Annotated in this window: 15 protein-coding genes; 8 read left to right on the forward strand and 7 right to left on the reverse strand. The window is 64.4% G+C overall.

Features of this window, described 5'->3' with window-relative positions:
• Positions 1-442 precede the first annotated feature (442 nt).
• The 3 genes from ACS8Y6_RS16435 to ACS8Y6_RS16445 all read right to left on the reverse strand — a co-directional run bounded on the left by ACS8Y6_RS16435 (position 443) and on the right by ACS8Y6_RS16445 (position 4,168).
• Positions 443-688: a DUF2934 domain-containing protein gene (locus ACS8Y6_RS16435; protein WP_440850442.1), complete on the reverse strand. Its 246-nt coding sequence runs from the start codon at positions 686-688 to the stop codon at positions 443-445.
• Between the two features lie 114 nt (positions 689-802).
• Positions 803-3,274: a phosphoenolpyruvate synthase gene (gene ppsA / locus ACS8Y6_RS16440; RefSeq protein WP_440850443.1), complete on the reverse strand. Its 2,472-nt coding sequence runs from the start codon at positions 3,272-3,274 to the stop codon at positions 803-805.
• A 567-nt stretch (positions 3,275-3,841) separates the two neighbouring features.
• Entirely contained in the window at positions 3,842-4,168 is a 327-nt protein-coding gene (locus ACS8Y6_RS16445; protein ID WP_440856048.1) for a hypothetical protein, read from the reverse strand.
• Positions 4,169-4,443: 275 nt separating this feature from the next.
• Here ACS8Y6_RS16445 and gap point away from each other — a divergent pair, with 275 nt between their 5' ends.
• The gene (gap, locus tag ACS8Y6_RS16450) at positions 4,444-5,448 is read left to right on the forward strand and encodes a type I glyceraldehyde-3-phosphate dehydrogenase (RefSeq protein ID WP_440856049.1); all 1,005 of its coding nucleotides are present in this window, start codon (positions 4,444-4,446) and stop codon (positions 5,446-5,448) included.
• Here gap and ACS8Y6_RS16455 read toward each other — a convergent pair.
• On the reverse strand, positions 5,432-6,043 hold the full coding sequence (locus ACS8Y6_RS16455; RefSeq protein ID WP_440856075.1) for a transposase: 612 nt from the start codon (positions 6,041-6,043) through the stop codon (positions 5,432-5,434). The two genes, gap and ACS8Y6_RS16455, sit on opposite strands and share 17 nt — an antisense overlap.
• Positions 6,044-6,504: 461 nt before the next feature.
• On the opposite strand from ACS8Y6_RS16455, the gene glgP reads away from it, so the two are divergent.
• A complete protein-coding gene (gene glgP / locus ACS8Y6_RS16460; protein WP_440856050.1) occupies positions 6,505-9,066 on the forward strand; it encodes an alpha-glucan family phosphorylase in 2,562 nt (853 codons plus the stop codon).
• A 17-nt stretch (positions 9,067-9,083) separates the two neighbouring features.
• Here glgP and malQ read toward each other — a convergent pair whose 3' ends face one another.
• Genes malQ through glgC form a run of 3 tightly spaced genes read right to left on the reverse strand, consistent with a single transcriptional unit; the run spans position 9,084 to position 13,409 of the window.
• Complete coding sequence (gene malQ / locus ACS8Y6_RS16465) at positions 9,084-10,454, reverse strand: 4-alpha-glucanotransferase (protein WP_440856051.1); 1,371 nt, start codon at positions 10,452-10,454, stop codon at positions 9,084-9,086.
• A gap of 5 nt (positions 10,455-10,459) precedes the next feature.
• On the reverse strand, positions 10,460-12,148 hold the full coding sequence (locus tag ACS8Y6_RS16470) for a glycoside hydrolase (RefSeq protein WP_440856052.1): 1,689 nt from the start codon (positions 12,146-12,148) through the stop codon (positions 10,460-10,462).
• Entirely contained in the window at positions 12,141-13,409 is a 1,269-nt protein-coding gene (gene glgC / locus ACS8Y6_RS16475; protein ID WP_440856053.1) for a glucose-1-phosphate adenylyltransferase, read from the reverse strand. The genes ACS8Y6_RS16470 and glgC overlap by 8 nt, the downstream gene beginning before the upstream one ends.
• A gap of 137 nt (positions 13,410-13,546) precedes the next feature.
• Between glgC and glgB the strand changes: the two genes are divergently transcribed.
• The 6 genes from glgB to ftsH all read left to right on the forward strand — a co-directional run bounded on the left by glgB (position 13,547) and on the right by ftsH (position 22,693).
• Complete coding sequence (gene glgB / locus ACS8Y6_RS16480) at positions 13,547-15,715, forward strand: 1,4-alpha-glucan branching protein GlgB (RefSeq protein WP_440856054.1); 2,169 nt, start codon at positions 13,547-13,549, stop codon at positions 15,713-15,715.
• Complete coding sequence (gene glgA / locus ACS8Y6_RS16485) at positions 15,712-17,190, forward strand: glycogen synthase GlgA (protein WP_440856055.1); 1,479 nt, start codon at positions 15,712-15,714, stop codon at positions 17,188-17,190. Before glgB ends, glgA begins: the two co-directional genes overlap by 4 nt.
• A gap of 134 nt (positions 17,191-17,324) precedes the next feature.
• Positions 17,325-17,543 carry a hypothetical protein gene (locus ACS8Y6_RS16490; protein WP_440850452.1) on the forward strand — a complete coding sequence of 73 codons (219 nt, stop codon included), beginning with the start codon at positions 17,325-17,327 and terminating at the stop codon, positions 17,541-17,543.
• Between the two features lie 260 nt (positions 17,544-17,803).
• Positions 17,804-20,173 carry a phosphoketolase family protein gene (locus tag ACS8Y6_RS16495; protein ID WP_440856056.1) on the forward strand — a complete coding sequence of 790 codons (2,370 nt, stop codon included), beginning with the start codon at positions 17,804-17,806 and terminating at the stop codon, positions 20,171-20,173.
• Positions 20,174-20,325: 152 nt separating this feature from the next.
• Positions 20,326-20,745 (forward strand): Hsp20/alpha crystallin family protein, encoded by a 420-nt coding sequence (locus ACS8Y6_RS16500; protein WP_440856057.1) that lies wholly within the window; start codon positions 20,326-20,328, stop codon positions 20,743-20,745.
• Positions 20,746-20,830: 85 nt separating this feature from the next.
• Entirely contained in the window at positions 20,831-22,693 is a 1,863-nt protein-coding gene (ftsH, locus tag ACS8Y6_RS16505) for an ATP-dependent zinc metalloprotease FtsH (protein ID WP_440856058.1), read from the forward strand.
• Positions 22,694-23,120: the final 427 nt, after the last annotated feature.

Genomic DNA, 23,120 nt, shown 5'->3' on the forward strand with positions numbered 1-23,120 from the left:
CGGATTTGCGGTCTCCAACGCGGCACGTGTACGAAACGGCAACAGGCCCTAGACCCGAGCCACGGCCGCCGGTGGAAGAGCGTGATTCGATATACGACACATTGACGATGCTCGGCGATCACACTTGTACGATAGTCGGACCGGGCGTGTGTACCGGCACAGCATTGCCTGCCGCTTTGACACGCCCGATGGCTCGGCTATGGCGTACCTTCCTTGAGACCCGAACCACGCCGCCCACTGTGATTTTTCGGTACCCATGGTGATAGAGGCCGGACCCTTGTCCGGCTTCAGCCTTTGGGTATCCCGTCCGGCGCCAGCAAGCAGCGCGATTGCTTGGCACCGCCAGCGGCGTGGTGCCAGAGCACCCCGACTTCGACTGCTGGCAGACAACGATAATCAGTGATTTGCGCTATGTCCTGTAAAAGCAATCACAGTTCACCAATCAACTTGGGCTTGTACCCTTCTTTTTGGAAGACGGCTTTGATGGAGCTTTCGAGGTGGTCATGTCGGGGCCTGCCGACTTTTTCGCCTTCTCGGGTTTCTTCGTGGCCGCCGATAGGAGTTCGGCTTCTGCACGGAACCAGTGTTCTTCCTCCTTGCCTTCGGGATAGCTTTCGCTTTCCCAGATGAAATAGCTGCGCTGACGAATGTCATGCTCTGTTACTGGAGCATTGCTTTTCTTGGCCATGACTTCCTCACGGGTGGTGAATGCGCCGGCAGAGCATGAGGTCTGCCGGCAGGGGCCGTCTTCCGACTGAATTACAGGCACTAGCGTGCCGCCTTCGGGGATCGGGTGTTTTGATCAGGGTGAACTTTTCATCTTTGTTTTGTCGCTTGGCACCGGGTCGCCAAGCTCGTTTCGTGGCGCGCGTCCCAGACGGCTCTCCACTGCCAGCACATGACGGGTGGTGGCAAGAACGGAGTCGGGATTGAGGCTGATCGCGTCGATACCGAGTTCGACCAGAAATTCCGCCATCTCCGGGTAGTCCGAGGGCGCCTGGCCGCAGAATCCGGAGTGGATGCCATTGCGTCGACAGCCTTCCACGGCGAGACGGATCATGGTCTTCACTCCGTCGTCGCGCTCGTCGTAGTCGAAGGCGACGATTTCGGAGTCACGGTCCACACCCAGCGTGAGCTGGGTGAGATCGTTGGAGCCGATGGAAAAACCCGCAAAACGGCTGGCGAAGGCGTCGATCAGGATCACGTTGTTCGGAATTTCGCACATGGCATAGATTTCAAGGCCGTTCTCGCCACTTTGCAGACCGCACTCGGCCATTTTCCGCAGCACCGCATCGGCTTCCGGGATACGGCGCACGAACGGGATCATGAGTATCACGTTGGTGAGTCCCATTTCGTCGCGCACGCGTTTCATGGCGGCGCACTCCATGGCGAAGCCGTCGGCGTAGGCGGGGTGGGTGTAGCGCGAGGCGCCGCGAAAGCCGATCATCGGGTTCGATTCGACCGGCTCGAAGTCGCTGCCGCCGAGCAGCGCGGCGTATTCATTGCTCTTGAAATCGGACATGCGCACCACGACCGGCTTCGGCCAGAATGCCGCGGCAATGGTGCCGACGCCTTCCGACAATCGGGCCACGAAATACTGGTGTCCGTCCGCGTAACCGTGGAGCAGCGTTTCGATCTTCGCCCGCTCGGCCGGGTCCGAGACCCGCGCCGGCTGCAGCAGGGCCAGTGGATGGGCCTTGATGGATTCGTTGATGATGAATTCCATGCGCGCCAGACCGATGCCGTCGTTGGGCAGGAACGAGGCCTTGAACGCCAGATCGGGGTTGCCCAGGTTGATCATGATGCGGGTGGCCGGTCGCGAAAGGTCGGCCAGATCGATCTCGTCCACGGTGTATGCCACCTGGCCGGCGTAGACGCGCCCCTTGTCGCCCTCGGCGCAGGACACGGTCACTTGCGTGCCCGTGGCTACGCGAGTGGTGGCGTTACCGGCGCCGATGACCGCGGGGATGCCCAGCTCGCGGGCGACGATGGCGGCGTGGCAGGTTCGGCCGCCGCGATTGGTGACGATGGCCGCGGCCTGTTTCATGACCGGCTCCCAGTCCGGGGTGGTGGTGTCCGCCACCAGCACCTCGCCGGGCTGGAATTCGCGCAGGCGTGCCACGTCCGTGATCACCCGGGTGATGCCGGTCGCGATGCGGGCGCCAACCGAACGGCCTTCGGCCAGCACCGGGCCGCCGCCGGTCAGCCGGTAGCTTTCCAGGACTGTGCCGCGCCTTTGCGAGGCCACCGTCTCGGGCCGGGCCTGCACGATGTAGAGCCGGCCGTCGGTGCCGTCCTTGGCCCACTCGATATCCATGGGCCGGTCCGCGCTTGCCCGCTCGCTGTAGTGCGCTTCGATGCGCAGGGCATAGTCGGCCAGTGTGAGCACCTCTTCATCGTCAATGCAAAAGCGCGAGCTATCCGCCTCGGGGGTGGGCACGTTGCGTGTGGCTGCGCGGGTACGGCCCTCGGCATAGACCATTTTCATGTGTTTGGCGCCCAGTGCACGGCGCAGTACCGCGCGGTGGCCGGATCGCAGCGAGGGCTTGTGCACATAGAACTCGTCGGGATCGACGGCGCCCTGCACGATATTTTCTCCCAGCCCCCAGGCGCCGGTGATGAAGACCACGTCCCGAAAGCCGGATTCGGTATCCAGAGTGAACATCACACCGCTGGCTGCCTGGTCCGAGCGCACCATCTTCATGACGCCGATCGACAGCGCCACCTTGAAATGGTCGAAGCCCTGATCGATGCGGTAATGGATGGCGCGGTCGGTGAACAGGCTGGCGAAGCAGCGTCGACAGGCGTCGAGCAGGGAATGCTCACCGTGCACGTTGAGAAAACTGTCCTGCTGGCCGGCGAAGCTGGCGGTTGGCAGATCCTCGGCGGTCGCCGAACTGCGCACCGCCAGACTGAGGCCGGGGCCATATTGGCTTTGCAAGCGCCCGTAGGCATCGATGATTTCGCGCGCCACCTCGGGCGGCAGGCCGGCGCCGTAGACAATCTCGCGGGCCTGCTTGCCGCGTTGGGCGAGTGTGGCCACGTCATCGCCATCGAGGTCGTCCAGGGCCTCGTGCAGGCCCTGCCAGGCATCGGCGCGGTCCAGCATCAGCCGGTAGGTGTCGGCCGTGATGGCAAATCCGTTGGGTATGGGCACGCCTTGTGGTACCAGCTCGCGATAAAGCTCGCCCAGAGAAGCGTTCTTGCCTCCAACCAGCGGCACATCATCAATGCATAGTTCGTTAAAGAAACGCAGGTATTGATAGGTCGGCATGGTCGGCTCGGCGTGTTTCAGGCTATGAGTCAGAAGCGTTCATGATCAGGCGGGCGGCAGAGATCATCGGAGCTCAACAGTGGGTCGTGAGCCGCGGTGGCTTACGGCGACCCGAAAACGGTAGCCCGAGTCTATGAAGTCGAAATTGATCGAAATCATAAGCGCGGCGCAAAATGGAACTAATTGAAGAGAAGGAAGTATTAGATATAAGCCCGTTCCGCATGGATCCGTTGACCCCGTGGCGCACGCATGTCAGTACGCTTGCTGAAACAAGGACAATGCGATCCCCGGGGAGGCAGTCCGGGGCGCGGGCTTGGTGTCAAGGCTCGCCCTTCGTGCTCATTCGTCATGCGGTCGGCGCGAGCTGGGCCTGGAACGCCGAATCCTTGGAGGAATGATGATGTGCTGGGTCTGTTTCGATCTATCGTGACCAGACAAGCCGCCATCCTGGCGTTGCTCGCACCCAAGTTGCCGCTGGACGAGGTCTGATCGCCTAGTTCCGTGCCGAGTACGGCTTGCACCGAACTCTGCCGCTATAGTCCGGGGCCTGCGCATTCTGGCCGGTGACTACTGCAAGGTGGCGAACGCGCTGGTCCTGCCTTGATGTGCCAGCTGTTTTATTTTCGCCACTAGACCGAGCGCGTTGGCACGCAACGCGCCAGTTTCCTCCCTCGCCATTTGCGCGACCTGCTGATCGCGACGGTGCTGGATAGCGCTGGCCGGCTGCTGGGCGTTGCGGTGTCGATGCCTTGGATCGAGGCGCAGGCCGGGCGCCCGGCTGGTCGAAGTCGGGCATGTGGCGCTGTATCCGCTCGATACCGGGGTTGGCAGGGGTTTCAGATCCACGCGAATCAGCACCAGCGCGCGCCGCTCAGATACCCGTTGTGCATGCATAGCTGTTTCATTCTTATACCGAACACCTGAGATATCGGTACCGGGCCTCCTATTTTGCGAGATGCCAGTCAGTCATGGCCGTACGAGCGTCTTTCATGGCATATCCAAGCACGTCCGGTTAGGCCTTTCTGGAAATGCGCATGTAGTGACGCGGATCAACTTCCAGGCGCGTTGTTCGGGACACACTGGCCAAAGCGCGGCTGAACCCTGCTTTCCAAGGGGCCGGCCACATGCAGACCTATGAATTGCAGGGCCACAGCCAATAGGATTTCGCCATGACACGTATTGCCATTAACGGCCTTGGCCGCATTGGCCGCCTGATTATTCGTCATTACATGAACGAGTCTGTCGACGATGTGCATATCGTCGCAGCGAATGACTTAGTGTCGACGGATGATCTGGCCTATCTGATTCGCTACGATTCTGTACACGGACGGGCGCCTTTTTCCGTGGAAGCCACAGCGGATATGCTTCGGCTTGGGGATCGCGAGATCCAGGTATTTGCCGCCGAGGATCCCGCGGAACTTCCTTGGGGAGAGCTCGGCGTGGACGTGGTGTTGGAGTGCACCGGTCGTTTCACTCGGCGGGAAGCCGCAGCTGCCCATATTGATGCAGGCGCCAGACGTGTCGTGATTGGGGCTCCGGCTAAAGACGCCGACTTCACTTTGATTTTGGGCGTCAATGAAGATGATTTCGATGCGGCCCAGCATCGGATTATCTCCAATGCGTCCTGCACCACGAATTCCCTAGTACCGCCTCTCAAGGTACTCCTGGATAATTTCGGGGTGGCAATGGCAATGGTCACTACCGTGCATGCTTACACTGCGACACAGGGACTGGTCGATCATCCGGAAAAGAAAAGAATCCGGGGCCGGGCTGCCGCCGTCAACCTTATCCCCACCAGCACTGGCTCGGATGTGGCGACGACGCAGGTGTTGCCGGAATTGACCGGTCGACTGCGAGCGCTTGCGATACGTACGCCGATCCTCGACGGTGCCATCACCGATATCAGCGCTGTTCTCGAAAAAACAGCCACGGTCGAAACTGTGAATGCGGCATTCCAGGCGGCTTCGGCGCAAGGTCCGCTGGCCGGCATTCTCGGCTACAGCGAAGAAGACTTGGTGTCTTCCGACATCATAGGCGATCCGCGCTCAAGCATCGTCCATGCCCAGTCTACGCGCATGGTCGCGGATCGCATGGTCAAGGTTCAATGTTGGTATGACAACGAAGCAGCTTATGCTAAGCGCATGCTCGATGCCGTGCTTAAATTGCCGTTATGATCCGTTCGCGAGAGCTATATGCAAATCTGGTACATGCGGGGACTTGATCTAGCGGCGCTCCGGTGATCGTTGACTCGCTCGTCTGCTCAATGCGGTCGACGACAGTGGCGCCTTGCTTGAGCCGTGCGAGCCATTGATAGCCGCGGAGTCGGCGTTTGGTTGGCGACTGCCCGAGCTTGAAGGTCCGACTCAGGATTGTGGCCCGTGTCACGCAACCGCATGTCCTGGCGATTCGCAGACGCCCCGTCGCAAACGTCGATTCGATCGGGTTCGTGGTGCGGATCGGTTGCCAGTGCGCCCCCGGGAAATCGTAGAACGTCAGCAGTGCGTCCCGCTCCTTGGCCAGCCCGTCAGCCGCGTTCGGCGACTTGTCGCTATAGGCGCCAATAAAGGCATCGAAGGCGGTGTCGGCATCGGCGCGGGTCCCGGCCATCCAGATCGCCTGCTGCGCCGACTTGGCCTTGGGCTGGGTTTTCTTCGGCGATTTGTTGTTCAGGACGTTCGCGGTCTCGTCGACCCAGCAGCGCTGATGGCGGTGGTCGGAGACACCTGGGCGTTGACTTTCCGGAAACCGAGGGGCCCCGTTGCCGACTATTTCAACCCCGCCTGTATACCACTTTCGAGCGTAGCTCTAACAAATCCGGCGAGGGGTACCGAGTGGCCTGTGACCTTTTCCGCCCCCGACCGAATTACACGAGCGATGCTGCACTAACCGTCTGTGGCCGGGTTGATGTGTATCAAGTGCGCATCGCCGCCGTCCTGAAATGATCGGGTGACAGGCTAAGGCTTGTCGCCGCCATGAGAGGGCGGCGTTGCGGTCGCGGCCGTCCGCGGTTTGCCGGGCACGATTTCTTCGGAAGGCCGGGCGTCGGCGGAACCTCTCCGCGTCGGATGGCACGGGGCGATCCGGGCGCCGGAGCGGATGTCGGGCGTGGATGAGCACATATATCTCGCAAAAAGGCGATGTATCGTCCCGCGCAGGCTATATATTGAGTGTCTGTTTCGGTTATCGGATGGCCCATTGGCGGTCGCTCCCAAGTGCGCAAGGGTAACGGTATGTCAGGTCAGAAGTATGTTCTGGAAGTTCAGGCCCGGTTGCCGGATGCGTTGTCGGAGCTCAAGGCACTATCCGAGAATCTGCTTTATGCGTGGGACCGTCATATCCGCGGTCTTTTCTGGCGCATGGATACGGCCTTGTGGGAGCGATGCGGCCACAATCCCAAGGTTTTTCTGCGCCGTATTTCGCAGGAGCGCCTGGCCGAGCTGGCCGGCAACGCAGCGTTTCTGGAGGAATACCAGTATGTGCTCGGCCTGTTCCGCACTTACCGGGACCAGACCCGGGCCCCGTCAGCGCTTGTGGCGGAAAAGATGGGGGCGGAAGACGGCTTGGTCGCCTATTTCTGCGCCGAGTACGGACTGCATGAGAGTCTGCCCATCTATTCTGGCGGGCTGGGTATTCTGGCCGGAGATCATTGCAAGGCGGCCAGCGGGCTGGGGCTGCCCTTCGTGGCCGTGGGCCTGATGTATCGACAGGGCTATTTCCGGCAGCAGATCGAGCGCGACGGCACCCAGAATGCGATATTTCAGCCCCATGATCTGCGCGATCTGCCGATTACGCGGGTCGATGGGGATGATGGCGAGCCGCTGCAGATCACTGTGCCGTTCCCGGATCGCGAGGTGGCGGTCCAGATCTGGAAGGCCGAGATCGGCCATCTCGCACTGTACCTGCTCGATACCGATGTCGCCGACAATGCCAGGTCCGATTGTTCGATCACTTTTCAACTCTATGGCGGCGACCGGCGCCGCCGGATCGAGCAGGAGCTGATCCTCGGTATCGGCGGCGTGCGCGCCCTGCGCGCCCTCGGGCTGAAGCCGTCGGTGTGGCACGTCAATGAAGGGCATGCAGCGTTTCTGATGATCGAGCGCTGCCGCGAGGCGATCGAAGCCGGCATGCGCTTCGAGGCCGCTATGGAGCAGGTGGCCGGTGCGACCGTTTTCACCACCCATACGCCGGTAGCGGCCGGGCATGATGTGTTCGAGCCCGATCTGGCGGCGGCCTACCTTGGCCCGTATGCCAGGGCCATGAACCTCGATCTTGATGAGTTGCTCGCACTCGGGCAGAGCGAGCAGAACGACGCGGCCTTCAACATGACCACGCTGGCGCTGCGCACGTCGCGTTATCAGAACGCGGTGAGTCGTATCCACCGCGGCGTGACGGCCGGGATGGAGAGCCATATCTGGCCCCAGGTGCCGGTTGATGAGTCGCCGTTGCAGTACGTGACCAACGGGGTACACGTGCAGACTTTTCTGTCGCGGCAATGGAGTTATTTCTTTGACATGCATGCGCCGGGCTGGCGCGTTCGGCAGTGCGACCACCATTTCTGGCGCAATCTGGTCGAATCCATCCCCGATCAGCAGTTCTGGCTCCAGCGCATGTCGATCAAGGCCGATATGCTGGATTACGTCGCCCGGTGTCTGACGCGCCAGTATCGGCGCCAAGGCGTCGGCGACGCCCATATCGAGCGCCGGCTGGCGGTGCTGCGGCCCACCTTCGGACGCGATCCCATGGTCATGGTGTTCGCGCGGCGGTTCGCCACCTACAAGCGGGCGACGTTGCTGCTGCGCGATCCGGACCGGCTGGCGGCGTTGCTCAATGACGCCGAGCGGCCGGTCATCCTGCTGTTTGCGGGCAAGGCTCATCCTGCGGACGAACCCGGCCAGGCACTGATCCGCACGCTCGTGGAGTATTCGAGAAAGCCGCAATTCGCGGGCCGGTTGTTCGTACTGGAGGATTATGACCTGGCGCTGGGCCGCCAGCTCGTGGCCGGCGCGGACGTCTGGCTCAATACGCCTTTATACCCGATGGAGGCCTGTGGTACGTCGGGCCAGAAGGCAGCGCTCAACGGCGCGCTCAATGTGAGTGTCCTCGACGGCTGGTGGGGCGAGGGGTTTCAGGGCGACAACGGCTGGGGCATCACGCCCTACAGCCACAGCGATCCCGACCGGCGCGACCACTACGAAGCCGAAGACCTGCTCGATCTGCTGGAAGACGAGGTGGTGCCCCTTTACTTCAACCGTGGCGACCTGGGTTATTCACCCGGCTGGATAGCGCGTGCCAAGGCCGCGATTTATACCGTGCTGCCGCGTTTCAATGCCCAGCGCATGCTGCTCGATTACATCGAAAACCTGTATCTTCCGGCCACTCGCCACGGCCGCCGGCTCGCGGCCGACGGCGGCCAGCCCGCGGCCGATCTGGTCGCCTGGAAACAACGCGTGGCGCAGGCCTGGCCGGGCGTGACGCTCAGTCGCAGCAATGGGCGCGCCGAGCAGATCGACAGCGGCGATACGCTGGAGTTGCATGTGGCGGTCGAGCTTCAGGGGTTGGAGGCCGATGACCTGCAGCTTGAATGCGTGATGACCCGGGTCCGCGATGACGGCGAGAGCGAGTCGGCGATCTGCTGCCGCCTGGTGCCCGAGAACGGCGACAACGGGACCGCGATCTATCGGCTGGCTGAACCCATCGAGGTGCCGGGGCGCTATGAGTACCAGGTGCGAGCCTATCCTTGTCATCCGATGCTGGCGCATCCGTTCGAGACCGGCCTGATGCGCTGGCTCTGAGGGCCCAGGGCAGGACACTAGCCGGGCACCAGACGACCGTACAGCTGGTTGAGCGATCGATATTCGGCGCTCGTATGGCCGTCGTCCGGCACCCGGTCGAGTCGCCACGACCAGTTGCCGACCGCGGTGCCGGGACGATTCATGCGGGCTCCGGCGCCCAGGCCCAGCAGATCCTGCATCGGCAGTACGGCCAGTTGTGCAACCGAGGCCAGGACTTCACGGCGCAGCGCCGCGGGTACGTCCGCCGGGCCGCCCAGATAATCCCGGGCGTGCTGTTGCACCGCGTCGCTGCAGTCCTCGGTCCACCAGCCGACCAGCGTGTTGTTGTCGTGCGTTCCGCTGTAGACGACGGTCTGCGGGACGTGGTTGTGCGATAAGTGCACATTGTCGGCTCCGCCGCCGAATGCGAACTGCATCACCCGCATGCCCGCCAGGCCGGCACGATGACGTAACTGGTCGACGTCCGCGGTGATCTGGCCCAGGTCTTCGGCTACGAGCGGCAGCGGGCCGAGCGCCGCGGCCAGACCTGCGAGCAGCGCCGCGCCCGGGCCGGGCGCCCACTGGCCGGTGGCCGCGTCCGGGCTATCCATCGGCACTTGCCAGGCGGCGACCAGCCCGCGGAAATGATCCAGCCGCACGAGATCGAACAGGGCCAGTTGGCGCCGCAGGCGCTCGATCCACCACTGCCAGCCGTTTGCCCGCATCGCCGTCCAGTCGTAATGCGGCATGCCCCAGAGCTGCCCGCCGGCGGAAAAATAATCCGGTGGCACGCCGGTGTTGGCGGTCATGCGGCCCTGGCCGTCGATCTGGAACAGTGGACGCTGCGCCCAGACGTCGGCGCTATCGTAGGCGACGAAAAACGCCAGATCGCCGAATAGCCGGATGCCGCGCTGGTGCGCCTGTTCAAGGAGCTGCGACCAGGCGCGGTGGCAGCGATACTGGCGCCGGTAGATGGCGTGAATGCGCTCGGCATGGCGCTTGCCGGCCGCCTCGAGCGCCCGGGGTTCGCGATTGCGCAGGCCGGGCGGCCACTCATACCAGGGCCGGCGGTGTTCCTGTCGCAGCGCCATGTAAAGGGCATAATCCGGCAGCCAGTAATGCTGTGCGGCGACAAACGAGGACAGATGGGCCGGATCGCCGGCCGCGCATGCATCGGCGGGGTCGATCAGCGTCGGGTCGATCGCGAATACCGAGGCACTGCGATAGGGGCTGCCCGTCTCATCGCGCGGGTTCAGTGGCAGCGTCTGCCACACGCTGAAGCCCGCAGCGCAGAGAAAATCGCAGAACCGCACGGCCTCGGCGCCCAGGTGGCCCGGTGCGCCGGGCCCGGGCAGCGAGGTCGGGTGCAGCAGGACGCCGCTGCGTCGTACATCGAGCGCTTGCCGCATGATCGTCAGTGGGCGCGACGCATGGTATCCACGTGGCCCCGGCTTACGCCATGCGTGAATACATGGGCCAGCGTATCCGGTGGATCGCGACCGAGGAGCTGATACAGCGCCGCCAGATGTACCCGGAACAGCCGTTCGAAGTGGGTCACCGTATCGGCCGCACTGTCACCGCCGAACCACCAGAACCAGTCCGAGGCCTCGCACAGCGAGAGTTGGCGCTCCGCCGCCGCGCGCGTGGCCTCGTCCAGCGCCGGCGCTGACTGGTCGAACACATGCTTGGCGGCCGCCAGCATGTCCCACGCCCGATTTTTCTCGCTGTCCCCGATCCAGGTCGAGAACGTGCCGTAGACCCAGCTGCCGGCGACGAGTCGCGGCAGGCGGGCCGTAGCCTGGCCATGTTCGACCAGATAGCGCGAAAAGGTGGTGGTGGCCAGGCGCTCGTGGGCCGCCAGCGCGGTGTAGAGCGCATCGAGAAAATGGTAGCCGTTGTCGGGATAGTATTCCCAGGCGTTTTCGCCGTCGAGAATGATCGGCACCACCATGGGGCTGTCATCCGTTCGCGCAGCGTCGATCGCCTCCAGGCGCTGGACGAGATCGGCCACGGCGTCGTCGGCGTGCCAGTCGCGATAGACGAAACCGATGGCGTCGGCCAATGCATCGTCGCGAAAGAAGCAGGCCGGCCCGTCCGGGTCCAGGCGGTAGGCGCGATAGAGCGCGTCCGCGCCCGGGTCGTCGGCGTCCAGGCTATGGCGCAGCACGGCCTGGCCGCTGGCCACCCAGTCGAAGCCGGCCTCGCCTGCCAGTGCCACACTGCGCCGGCAGACGCCGCCTTCGGCCGGCCAGCAGCCGGCCGGCGGTTTACCGAAGAACCGTTCGAAGGCCTCACGCGCCCGGGCAAGCTGCCAGCGCGCCCGGGTTTCGCCTTCCGGGTAGGCAGCGCTCAGCGGCATCGGGCATTCCGGCCAGGCGGCGCGCGCGCTGTTAAGGTCCAGCAGCAGCGGTAGAATAGGGTGGCTGTACGGGGTGATCGACAGCTCGATGCGGCCGGCGTCGGCGAGCGCCCGGTACCGGTCCACCACAGCCGCGATCAGTTCACTGATGACCGCGACCAGCGTGCGGCATTGCAGCATGCTGTAGTGGCGTTGATGCGCCAGCAAATCCTGCACGCGCTGATCCGTGCGCCGCACCGTTTCGCCGATCCAGCCGAGGTGATACCAGACCAGCAGATCGACGAAGAATTGATCGTGCAGATAACTGATCTCATCCGGCTGGGCGAGCATGTGACGCGCCGTATCGACCAGTTTCTGATACACGGGAAAATGCGCGAACAATGGGTTTTCCGCGCCGCGCAGGCAGGCCCGGAGCAACATCAGCCGCTCTTCGCGTTCGTTGGGAATCAGCGGCTGCTGCAGCGCGGCCAGCAGGGGATCGTGAATCGGCCCGCCGCCGACCGCGACGGCGCTGAGGTCGGTGGCGTACGCCTCGATCTGCTCCAGCAGCACCGGCGAAAAATTCACCACCGCGCGAACATCGGGGTGCGCTTCCAGATGCGCGACCATGTCCACGTAATCCTTGGTGGCATGCAGGTAAGTCCAGGGATCCTGGAATCGTCCGCTGGTGGGATCGAAATAATCCGGCTGGTGCATGTGCCAGCACAACACGATCTGAAGCGGTGGCGGTGCGGTTTTAGGCATTGAGGAGCGCCTCCCGGGTCACCAGCACAATGCCTTCGTCGGTGACTTCAAAGCGACGGAAATCGGCGGTCTCGTCGATGCCGATCTGGGTGCCGTCCGGAATATGGCAGTCGCTGTCGATCACGGCGTTGCAGATCCGGCAGTCGGCGCCGACGACCACGTCCGGCAGAATCACCGAATCCTCGATCACGCTGCGTTCGGCGACGAGCACGCTGGAGAACAACAACGAACGGCGCACGGTCGCACCGGAGACGATGCAGCCCCCAGCGACCATGGAGTTGACGGCTTCGCCGCGCCGCCCGTGATCGTCGAACACGAACTTGGCCGGCGGCACCTGTTCCTGATAGGTCCAGATCGGCCAGTCGCGATCGTAGAGATTGAGTTCCGGCGTTACGTTGATCAGTTCGAGATTGGCCCGCCAATAGCCGTCCAGGGTGCCGACGTCGCGCCAGTAGCCGGTGCCGGCCTCGGCGTTCTTGTTGAAGTGATAGGCATACACGCCATGAGCTTCGGTCACCGCGCGCGGCAGAATATCCTTGCCGAAATCGCGGCTCGAGTCCGGGTCGCGGGCATCGGCCTCGAGCATTTCGATGAGGTAGCGGGTGCTGAAAACATAAATGCCCATGGAGGCAAGAGCGCGATCGGGCTGGCCGGGCATCGAGGTCGGCTCGGCGGGTTTTTCGTCGAAGGCGATGACGCGCTGTTCGTCATCGATCGACATCACGCCGAACCCGCGGGCTTCGGCCAGCGTCACATCGACGCAGCCGACCGTGACGTCCGCATCGTGGCTGACGTGGAAGCCCAGCATCGGGCCGTAATCCATCTTGTAGACATGGTCGCCGCCCAACACCAGCACGAACTGCGGCTCATGTTCGGCGATGATGTCCAGATTCTGATAGACCGCGTCGGCGGTGCCGAGATACCAGGCTTCGCCCATGCGTTGCTGGGCCGGCACCACTTCTACGAACTCACCGAACTCGCCGCGCAGAAAGCCCCAGGCCTGATGCATGTGGCGGATTAATGGATGCGCCATGTATTGGGTGAGCACCGAAACGCGCCGGATGCCGGAATTGATACAGTTCGACAGAACGAAATCGATGATCCGGAATTCGCCGCCGAAGGGCACGGCGGGCTTGGCCCGGCGTCGGGTCAGGCCGCCGAGCCGGGTACCGCGGCCGCCGGCCAGCACCATGGCGAGGGTGTCGCGTGTAACCAGACTGATGAAACGATTCGCATGCGCCGGTTGTTTTTCTGCAGTCATGACCGCCTTACCCTCCGATGAGCCCGCAATATCGAGATTAGTCCAAAAACGGGCCCGCCGGGTTGATCTCGCGCAAAATCGTGCGAGGGACTATCGTGCAAAGTGGGACGGCCAATTCGACCCGGGGCGCAAACGTTGTGACTGACGCACAGGACGAACCACTGATCCGGTTGCTGGATGCGCGCCTGCACGATCCGCATCGACTGCTCGGGCGGCATGTGGACGCGGAGGGCGAAGTGGTTCGCGCCTTCCTGCCGCATGCTCGCCAGGCCTGGCTCATGCCCTTGGACGAGCCGATGGAGCGCCATGGCAATTCCGCACTGTTCGTCTGGCGCGGCGCCGATGGCCGGTTGCCGGACGACTACCGGCTGCGTTGGGTCGACGAATACGGCCACCGGCACGAGCAGCACGACGCCTATGCCTTTGCCTCGCTATTGCACGCGACCGACCTGGCGCGCTTCAACGCGGGTGAGCATACGCAGGCCTGGCGCTTGCTCGGCGCGCATCTCGCAACCGATCAGGGCATCGAAGGCACGCGTTTTGCCGTCTGGGCGCCGCGGGCGGCGCGCGTGAGTGTGATCGGCGACTTCAATCGCTGGGATGGTCGCGCGCATCCCATGCGCATTCATGGTCGAAGCGGCGTGTGGGAGCTTTTCGTCCCCGGGCTGACCGAAGGCGCGCTATACAAGTTCGAGATCCGCGATAGCGAGGATTGCGTACGCACCAAGACCGATCCCTATGGCCGGCGATTCGAACGGCGCCCGGCGACTGCTGCGATCGTGACCGGGCCGTCGCGGCATGTCTGGGGCGACCAGGACTGGATGGCCACGCGTGGTGACTGGCAAACCGCGCCGATCGCGATCTATGAAGTGCATCTGGGCTGCTGGCAGCGGGAGCCCGATGGCCGGTTTCTCGATTATCGGCAGCTCGCCGACCGTCTGTTGCCGCATGTGCGCGATCTTGGCATGACGCATATCGAGATCATGCCCCTGACCGAGCACCCCTTCGATGCGTCCTGGGGCTACCAGCCGACGGGTTATTTCGCGCCCACCAGCCGTTACGGCGAACCGGACGACCTGCGCTACTTCGTCGACCGATGCCATCAAGCCGGCATCGGCGTCTATCTGGACTGGGTGCCGGGCCATTTCCCGCGCGACGACTTCGGCCTGGCCCGCTTCGACGGCAGCCCGCTGTACGAGCATGCCGACCCGCTGCGCGGCGAACACCCGGAGTGGGGCACATTGCAATTCGATTACGGGCGGCCCGAGGTACGCAGTTTCCTGTTGTCGAGTGCGTTGTACTGGCTGCAGGAGTTTCACTTCGACGGTCTGCGTGTCGACGGGGTGGCGTCGATGCTGTATCTCGACTATGCCCGCGCGCCCGATCGCTGGCGGCGCAACCAGCACGGCGGCAACGAGGATATCGAGGCCATCGAATTCCTGCGCAGCCTCAATACCCTGACCCACGGCGAATGTCCCGGCAGTGTCACCATCGCCGAGGAATCCACCAGCTGGCCGGGCGTGTCGCGCCCGCCCGAGGCCGGCGGGCTCGGGTTTTCCATGAAATGGAACATGGGCTGGATGCACGACACGCTGGATTATCTGCACCGGGCGCCCGTTCACCGCGCCTATCACCACAAGGAGCTCACGTTCGGTCTGCTGTACGCCTTTAACGAGAATTTCGTGCTACCGCTGTCGCACGACGAAGTGGTGCACGAAAAAGGCTCGCTTTACGGCAAGATGGCCGGCGACCCGTGGCAGAAACGCGCGAACCTGCGGCTGCTTTATACCTATCAGTTCACCTACCCGGGCAAGAAACTGCTGTTCATGGGCGCCGAGATGGCCAATCCCTGGGAATGGAACGACCAGCTTGCCCTACCGCATTTTCTGCTCGACGAACCCGAGCGGCGGGGCATCGCGACCCTGGTCGGCGATCTGGGGCGTCTGTACAGCGCGGAGCCGGCCCTGCATCGCCGAGATTTCCAGCCCGACGGCTTCGCCTGGCTCGATTGCGACGACGCCGTGCACTCGATCATCGCCTATCGCCGTTGCGATGGTGATCGGGAAGTTCTGGTGGTGCTGAATTTCACCCCCGAGGCGCGCCCCGGATATCGGCTCGGAGTGCCCGAGGCCGGCCGCTATCGCGAGTGTTTCAACTCCGACGCGGCCATCTACGGCGGCGGCGATGTGGGTAACCTGGGCGGGGTGATCAGCGAACCCGTTGCCTGCATGCGCCAGAACCAGTCCGTGGTGCTGACCCTGCCGCCCCTGGGTGGGCTGATTCTGCAGCGGGATCGGCGCTCATGACGGCGGCGCCGAACCGGCACGACGCGCGGCGGCGCATACTGTTCGTCGCCAGCGAGGCGGTCCCCTGGATCAAGACCGGCGGGCTGGCGGATGTCGCCGGTAGCCTGCCGCGGGCACTCGCCGCGGCCGGCCACGACGTGCGTCTGCTGCTCCCGGCCTATGGCGATATCCTGGCGCGACACGCCGGCTGGAGCCCGGTGTCGGCGTTCCGAGCGCCGGTTCCCGGGGCGCGGCTGTTGACGGCGCCCGCCGATTCGACCGGACTGCGAACCTGGCTGGTCGACCTGCCGGGCTTCGGCGACCGGCGCGGCAATCCATACCACGATCAACAGATGCAGGACTGGCCCGACAATGCCTATCGTTTCGGGACGTTCTCGCACATCGCGGCCCGGCTGGCCGGCGGGCGCGCGGGTCTGGCCTGGCAGGCCGATGTGCTGCACTGCAACGATTGGCAAACCGGCCTGGCGCCGGTGCATGCCATGCTCGAGCGTATTCCCGCAACAACGGTATTCACGATCCATAACCTGGCGTATCGCGGCCTGTTCGAGCCCCGGACCCGGGAATCACTGGGCTTGCCGGCCTGGCTCTGGCATCCGGATGCGCTTGAGTTCTATGGTCAACTCGCGTTCATCAAGGGAGGGCTGGCATTCGCGGACAGCGTGACCACGGTGAGCCCGACTTATGCCGATGAGATCCGGACGCCGCAATCGGGCCAGGGTCTGGACGGTCTGCTTCAGGCCCGCGGCGATCGCCTGTCCGGCGTCCTGAACGGGTTGGATGTGGATATCTGGAACCCGGCCGACGATCGGCATCTGCCCGCGAGTTTCGACGTCGACGACCTGGGCGGCAAAGCGATCTGCAAGGCCGCTCTCCAGCGCGAACTGGGCCTGGCCGAACGGGCCGACGCACCGTTGTGCGGCGTGATCTCCCGGCTCGTGGCGCAGAAGGGGATCGACCTGGTGACGGCCGGGTTGCCGTGGTTGCTCGAACGTGGCGGTCAACTCGCATTGCTCGGGCGCGGCGACCCGGCACTCGAGGCGCAACTGCGGGACATCGCCGCCATGCACCCGGATGCGGTGGCCGTCCGGCTCGAGTTCGACGAAGGGCTGGCGCATCGCATCGAGGCCGGGGCCGATCTATTTCTCATGCCGTCACGGTTCGAGCCCTGCGGCCTGAACCAGATGTACAGCCAGCGTTACGGCACGCCGCCGCTGGTGCATCGTTGCGGCGGTCTGGCCGACAGCGTCACCGACACCGACGACACGACGCTCGCGGCCGGCCACGCCACCGGCTTCGTATTTCAGCCGGCCACGGAAGACGCCTATATGCACGCGCTGGACCGGGCGCTCGCGTGTTTCGCCCAGCCGCATCAATGGCGGCGCCTGCAGCGCGCCGGCATGGCCCGGGATTTCAGCTGGCAGGCCAGTGCCGCGCGCTACCTCGAAATCTACGATCGCGCCGGCCCGGGGCGCTGATCGATTGCGTTATCGGCGCCGGCGTTTTTGATCTCGCTCAAAACTCCTGTCGGAGCCCCGGCGTAGCTTTGATACGGAGCTTTGATTTTCGCGGGTGCTGGTTTTTGCGCCCGCCGCGTGCGAGGAGTATGGGCATGCCACGAACGACGCAGTTTCAACAGGTCTACGACGATCGAATCGCCGTATTGCACGGCGCGCCGGATGCCGCCCACCGGCGCTGGGCGATCTGGGCCGAGCAGGTTCGCCGCGGCGGGATTCCCTGTTTCGGCACCGACGAACGCAACATGTGCGAAGAATACGATTGCCCGTGGCGACCGCAGTGTCGCGCGCGACGCGCGGCATGGAAGCGATAGCAGCCGTGGCGTTCGCGTGGCACCGGATCGCCGTCGTGACGGCCCTGCGCGGACACGCGCTCGATGCCCCGCCTTGAGAGGCGGCCGTTGAAGGCCGCTGACGCGCTTGGGCAGGCGATGACCATACCCTGTGGGCGGGTGCTGCCCGCGGGATTTCGATTGCCCCGCGTTCGCGGCCCCCGTGGCAAGACACGCAATGACGGCGACGCCGGTCGGCGCGGCGCCGGATTCGTTCCGCGCGCCCGGCAAGGAAAGACGGGATGACCACGCTTGACGCGGATCTGTTGCAGCGCATCGACGCCTACTGGCGCGCGGCGAATTATCTCTCGGTCGGGCAGATGTATCTGTTCGACAATCCACTGCTGCGCCGGCCGCTCGAACCAGGCGATATCAAGCGCATGCTGCTGGGCCACTGGGGAACGACGCCTGGCCAGAATTTCATCTATGCGCACCTGAATCGGGTGATCAAGGCGTACGATCTCGACATGATCTATCTGTCCGGCCCGGGGCATGGTGGGCCGGCGGTGTACGCGAACACCTATCTCGAGGGCACGTACAGCGAGATCTATCCGAACGTGGGCTGCGACGAGGCGGGCCTGCGGCAATTGTTCGTCCAGTTCTCTTTTCCCGGCGGCGTGCCGAGCCACGCATCGCCGGAGTGCCCCGGCTCGATCCACGAAGGTGGCGAGCTGGGTTATTCACTCAGCCATGCCTTCGGCGCCGTCTACGATAACCCGGCGCTCATTGCCGCCTGTGTGATCGGCGATGGCGAGGCCGAGACCGGGCCGCTGGCGACGGCCTGGCATGGCAACAAGTTTCTGAACCCGGCGACCGACGGCGCCGTGTTGCCGATCCTGCATCTCAACGGCTACAAAATCGCCAATCCCACGATTCTGGCGCGTATCGGCGACGATGAACTGGATCAGCTGCTGCGCGGCTACGGCTGGACGCCGATCCGGGTCGCCGGCCGTGAACCGGCGCTCATGCATGAGGCCATGGCAACGGCGCTGGACGCGGCCATCGAACAGATCGACGCCGCCCGGCGCGGCGCCCGCGAGCGGGTCGCGGCGGGCGGCCACGGCGCACGTCCGCGCTGGCCAATGATCGTGCTGCGCTCGCCCAAGGGGTGGACCGGGCCGGTCCGGGTCGACGGTCGACCCGTCGAGGGCACGTTCCGCGCCCATCAGGTGCCGATTTCCGATCCGCGGTGCAATCCGGCGCATCTGGCGCAGCTCGAAGCCTGGCTGCAAAGCTATCGCCCGGACGAGCTGTTCGACGAGGGTGGCAGGCTGCGCCCGGAACTGGCCGACCTGGCGCCGGTGGGCGGCCGTCGCATGGGGGCCAATCCGCACGCCAATGGCGGATTGTTGCGCCGCGATCTGCGGATGCCGGACTTCCGCGACTATGCGGTCGATGTACCGGCGCCCGGCACGCCGGGGATCGGCGATACCCATGCGCTCGGCCCGTTCCTGCGCGACGTGATCCGCCTGAACGAAGCGCGCCGCAATTTCCGGATCTTCGGCCCCGACGAAACGTTGTCGAATGGTCTCGAAGCGGTGTTCGAGGCGACCCGGCGGCAGTGGCTCGGCGACATCCAGGACGACGACGCATGGCTCGCCCCGGACGGGCGGGTGATGGAGGTGCTCAGCGAGCATCAATGCCAGGGCTGGCTCGAAGGCTACCTGCTGACCGGCCGCCACGGCCTGTTCAACTGCTACGAGGCCTTCATCCACATTATCGACTCGATGTTCAACCAGCATGCGAAATGGTTGAAGGTCACCGCGCGGCTGCCGTGGCGGCCGCCTCTGGCATCGCTCAACTACCTGATCGCCTCGCATGTGTGGCGGCAGGACCACAATGGCTTCTCGCACCAGGATCCGGGTTTCATCGATCATGTGGTGAACAAGAAGGCCGAAGTCGTGCGGGTCTATCTTCCGCCGGATAGCAACTGTTTATTGTCGGTGATGGATCACTGTCTGCGCAGCTGCCACTACGTGAATGTAGTGATCGCAGGCAAGCACCCGGCACCGCAATGGCTGGCGGCCGGCGAGGCCATCGTGCACTGCAGCCGGGGCATCGGGGTGTGGGAATGGGCCGGCAACGAGGCCGACGCCGAGCCGGATCTGGTGATGGCCTGCTGTGGCGATGTGCCGACGCTCGAGACGCTGGCCGCCGTCTCGATCCTGCGCGAGCATCTGCCGGAACTCGCCGTCCGTGTGGTGAACGTGGTCGATCTGATGAAGCTGCAGCCGGCCAGCGAACATCCGCATGGCCTGAGCGATGCCGATTTCGACGATCTGTTCACCACGGACCGGCCGGTCGTGTTCGCGTTCCACGGCTACCCGTGGCTGATTCATCGCCTGACCTATCAGCGGCGTAACCGGCGGATTCGCGTTCATGGCTACCAGGAGGAGGGCACCATCACCACGCCGTTCGACATGACCGTGCTCAACGGACTCGACCGCTTTCACCTGACAATCGATGCCATCGACCAGTTGCCGCGCCCGCACGCCCGCGCGGCACGGCTCAAGCGGTTGCTGGACGACAAGCTCATTCAGCACCGCCAGTATATCCGGCACCACGGTGAAGACATGCCGGAAGTCCGCGACTGGTGCTGGCCGGCGCCGTAGGCACGCACCGACGTTGCCGCGCGACTGTCGCGCCAATCGGCCGCGGGCGGTTGCGGTGTCATTGACCCGGATCAAGCCATGGCGGCCGCAAGCCGCGCAGAATGCAATGGTTGGCACGGCGATCGCCGGGCGATATGCGGTCGGAGGCAGGCATGAATCGGACCCCTCGTGCACCGGGGCACAGCGTCGACACAGGCGCGGTCACGCGAGCGTTGCCGGCGTATGGCGACGACTGGATGCTGAGCGTGGATATTCGCGGGTTCGCCCGGCACTACCTGATTCGCATCGAGCTGCCGGGGGTCGCGGCCCGCGATATCGGATTGTCGGTGAACAATGGCGTGCTGTTGCTGACCGGCGAGCGGCCGCGTCTCTGGCACGGTGAACATCGCGGTTATGCGCCGCGTCTCGGCCATCAGCGCCACTTCGCGCGAAGTCTCAGCCTGCCCGTGGATGCCTCGTGCGAGGGCTTCGAGGTCACGCGCGAGGATGGCGCGGTCGAGATCCGGTTCGCCAGGCAGGACAGCGTCTCGCCTGGCGGGGCCAATCAATCGGGGCCGATCACAACGGCATGAAGACCATGCGCGATCAAGGCGACGGCAGGTCGGGTGCGGCCCGCGGCACGAGGCCAATCGATCCGATCACCGGGACTGACATTTCATGAATATAAACAAGAATCTCTACCCTTATATCTGGTCGGTGCTGATCCCCGTTCTGGTGCTGATCGCGATGGTGCAGTTTTCGACCGGCGGATCGCAGCCGGCCAAGCTGCCCTACAGCGCGTTCCAGCACGAACTCGCGCAAGGCCATATCAAGAGCGTGGTGGTCGGTCAGCAATCGATCAGCGGCGAATTCAAGCAACCGCAGAACGGCAAGCGCCAGTTCACCACCCTGCGGGTGCCCGCGGACATCCGCGCTGAACTGGACAAGGCCGGGGTGACCTATCGCGGTGCGCCCGATACGAGCTGGATCGGCGCGCTGTTGTCGTGGATTCTGCCGATGGGTTTGTTTCTGGCCGTCTGGGTCTTTCTCATGCGGCGGATGGGGGGCGGTAACGCCGGCGCCGGTGGTTTCATGCAGGTCGGCAAGAGCCGGGCCAAGATTTATGTCGAGACCGATACCAAGGTCGCGTTCGATGATGTCGCCGGCGTGGACGAGGCCAAGGAGGAACTGGTCGAACTGATCGATTTTCTCAAGGATCCCAAGCGCTACGGCACGCTCGGGGCGCATATTCCCAAGGGGGTGCTGCTGGTCGGCCCGCCCGGCACGGGCAAGACCCTGCTGGCGCGCGCCGTGGCCGGCGAGGCCGAGGTGCCGTTCTTCTCGATCAGCGGCTCCGAATTCGTCGAGATGTTCGTCGGTGTGGGCGCCGCACGCGTGCGCGATCTGTTCCAGCAGGCGCGGGCCAAGGCGCCGGCCATCATCTTCATCGATGAGCTGGACGCGCTGGGCCGTGCTCGTGGTGTGTTCAATCAGGGCGGTAACGACGAACGCGAACAGACGCTCAATCAGCTGCTGGTCGAACTCGATGGTTTCGATCCGAGCGGGGGCCTGGTGCTGCTGGCGGCCACCAACCGGCCGGAGGTCCTCGATCCCGCGTTGTTGCGCGCCGGGCGTTTCGACCGCCAGGTTCTGGTGGATCGACCCGACAAGGCCGGGCGTATTCAAATCCTTCAGGTGCATGCGAAGAAAATTCGGCTGGCCGAGGATGTCGCGTTGGAGCAGGTGGCGGCCCTCACCACCGGTTTCACCGGCGCGGATCTGGCCAATCTGGTCAACGAGGCGGCACTGCTGGCCACTCGACGCCGCGCCGACGGCGTCACCATGGCCGATTTCAACAACGCCATCGAGCGTATTGTGGCGGGGCTCGAGAAGAAGAATCGCATCCTGAACGCGCGTGAGCGCGAAATCGTCGCCCACCACGAGATGGGCCACGCGCTGATGGCACGGCTGCTGCCCGGCGTGGACCCGGTGCACAAGGTCTCGATCATCCCGCGCGGGATCGGCGCGTTGGGCTACACCCTGCAGCGGCCCATCGAGGACCGCTTTCTCATGACGCGCGAGGAACTGGAGAACAAGATTGCCGTACTGCTTGGAGGGCGGGCGGCGGAAAAACTGATCTTCGAGCATCTGTCGACCGGCGCAGCCGACGATCTGTCCAAGGCGACCGATCTCGCGCGCAGCATGGTCGCGCGTTACGGCATGGACGAACAGCTCGGTTATGTGACCTACGACAACGAGCGGCCGAGCTATCTCGGTCCCGGCTATCCCGGCCAGGGCGAGCGACTGTTCAGCGAACACACCGCCGATGCCATCGACCGCGCCGTGCGCACGATCATCCATGACGTGTTCGAACGCGTTTACACCGCGCTGGAAAAAAATCGCGCCGTGCTCGAACGGGGGGCACAGGAACTGCTCGAGCACGAGACGCTGGAAGCAGCCGATCTCGATCGGCTGGAGCGGGATCTCGCCGACCCGGGGCGCTCGCCGGCCAAGCCGTTGCGCCTCGGCGCGGCGAAATAAGCGCGGCCCGGCCCGGGCCGCCGTCCGAGCGCGCGCAAACCACGAACCGGCCCCGCGAGTCGTCGATATGGCCGCGCACCGCGCCGGAATCGCGCCGTGCCGTTCGCCGCAGCGCGGGTTCGCCCGCGCGGCCGTGTCCGCTCCCCGTTTGACCGAGGTCAACAGTCACCTGCCGTGACCGCTCTAGGTTAAGGGCTCTCTCAGCCATCCGGGCCTCACCAAGGCCGGCAGCAACGCGGGCATGCGCTGCAAACTCCGAAACGGCTTCGGGTACGCGAGGCGACCGGTGCGACCGATCCCCTGCGCGTACACCGATCGCCCCGGAACCGGCCATGCCGCCTGTGGTGCCGGTTGCCCGTCGCGGCCTCGATGCAATGCCGATCGAGCCGCGCGGCGGATGGCCAACCCGCAGCCTGCCGGAATATGG

This window comes from Salinisphaera sp. RV14, assembly GCF_052044135.1.
Lineage (GTDB): Bacteria > Pseudomonadota > Gammaproteobacteria > Nevskiales > Salinisphaeraceae > Salinisphaera.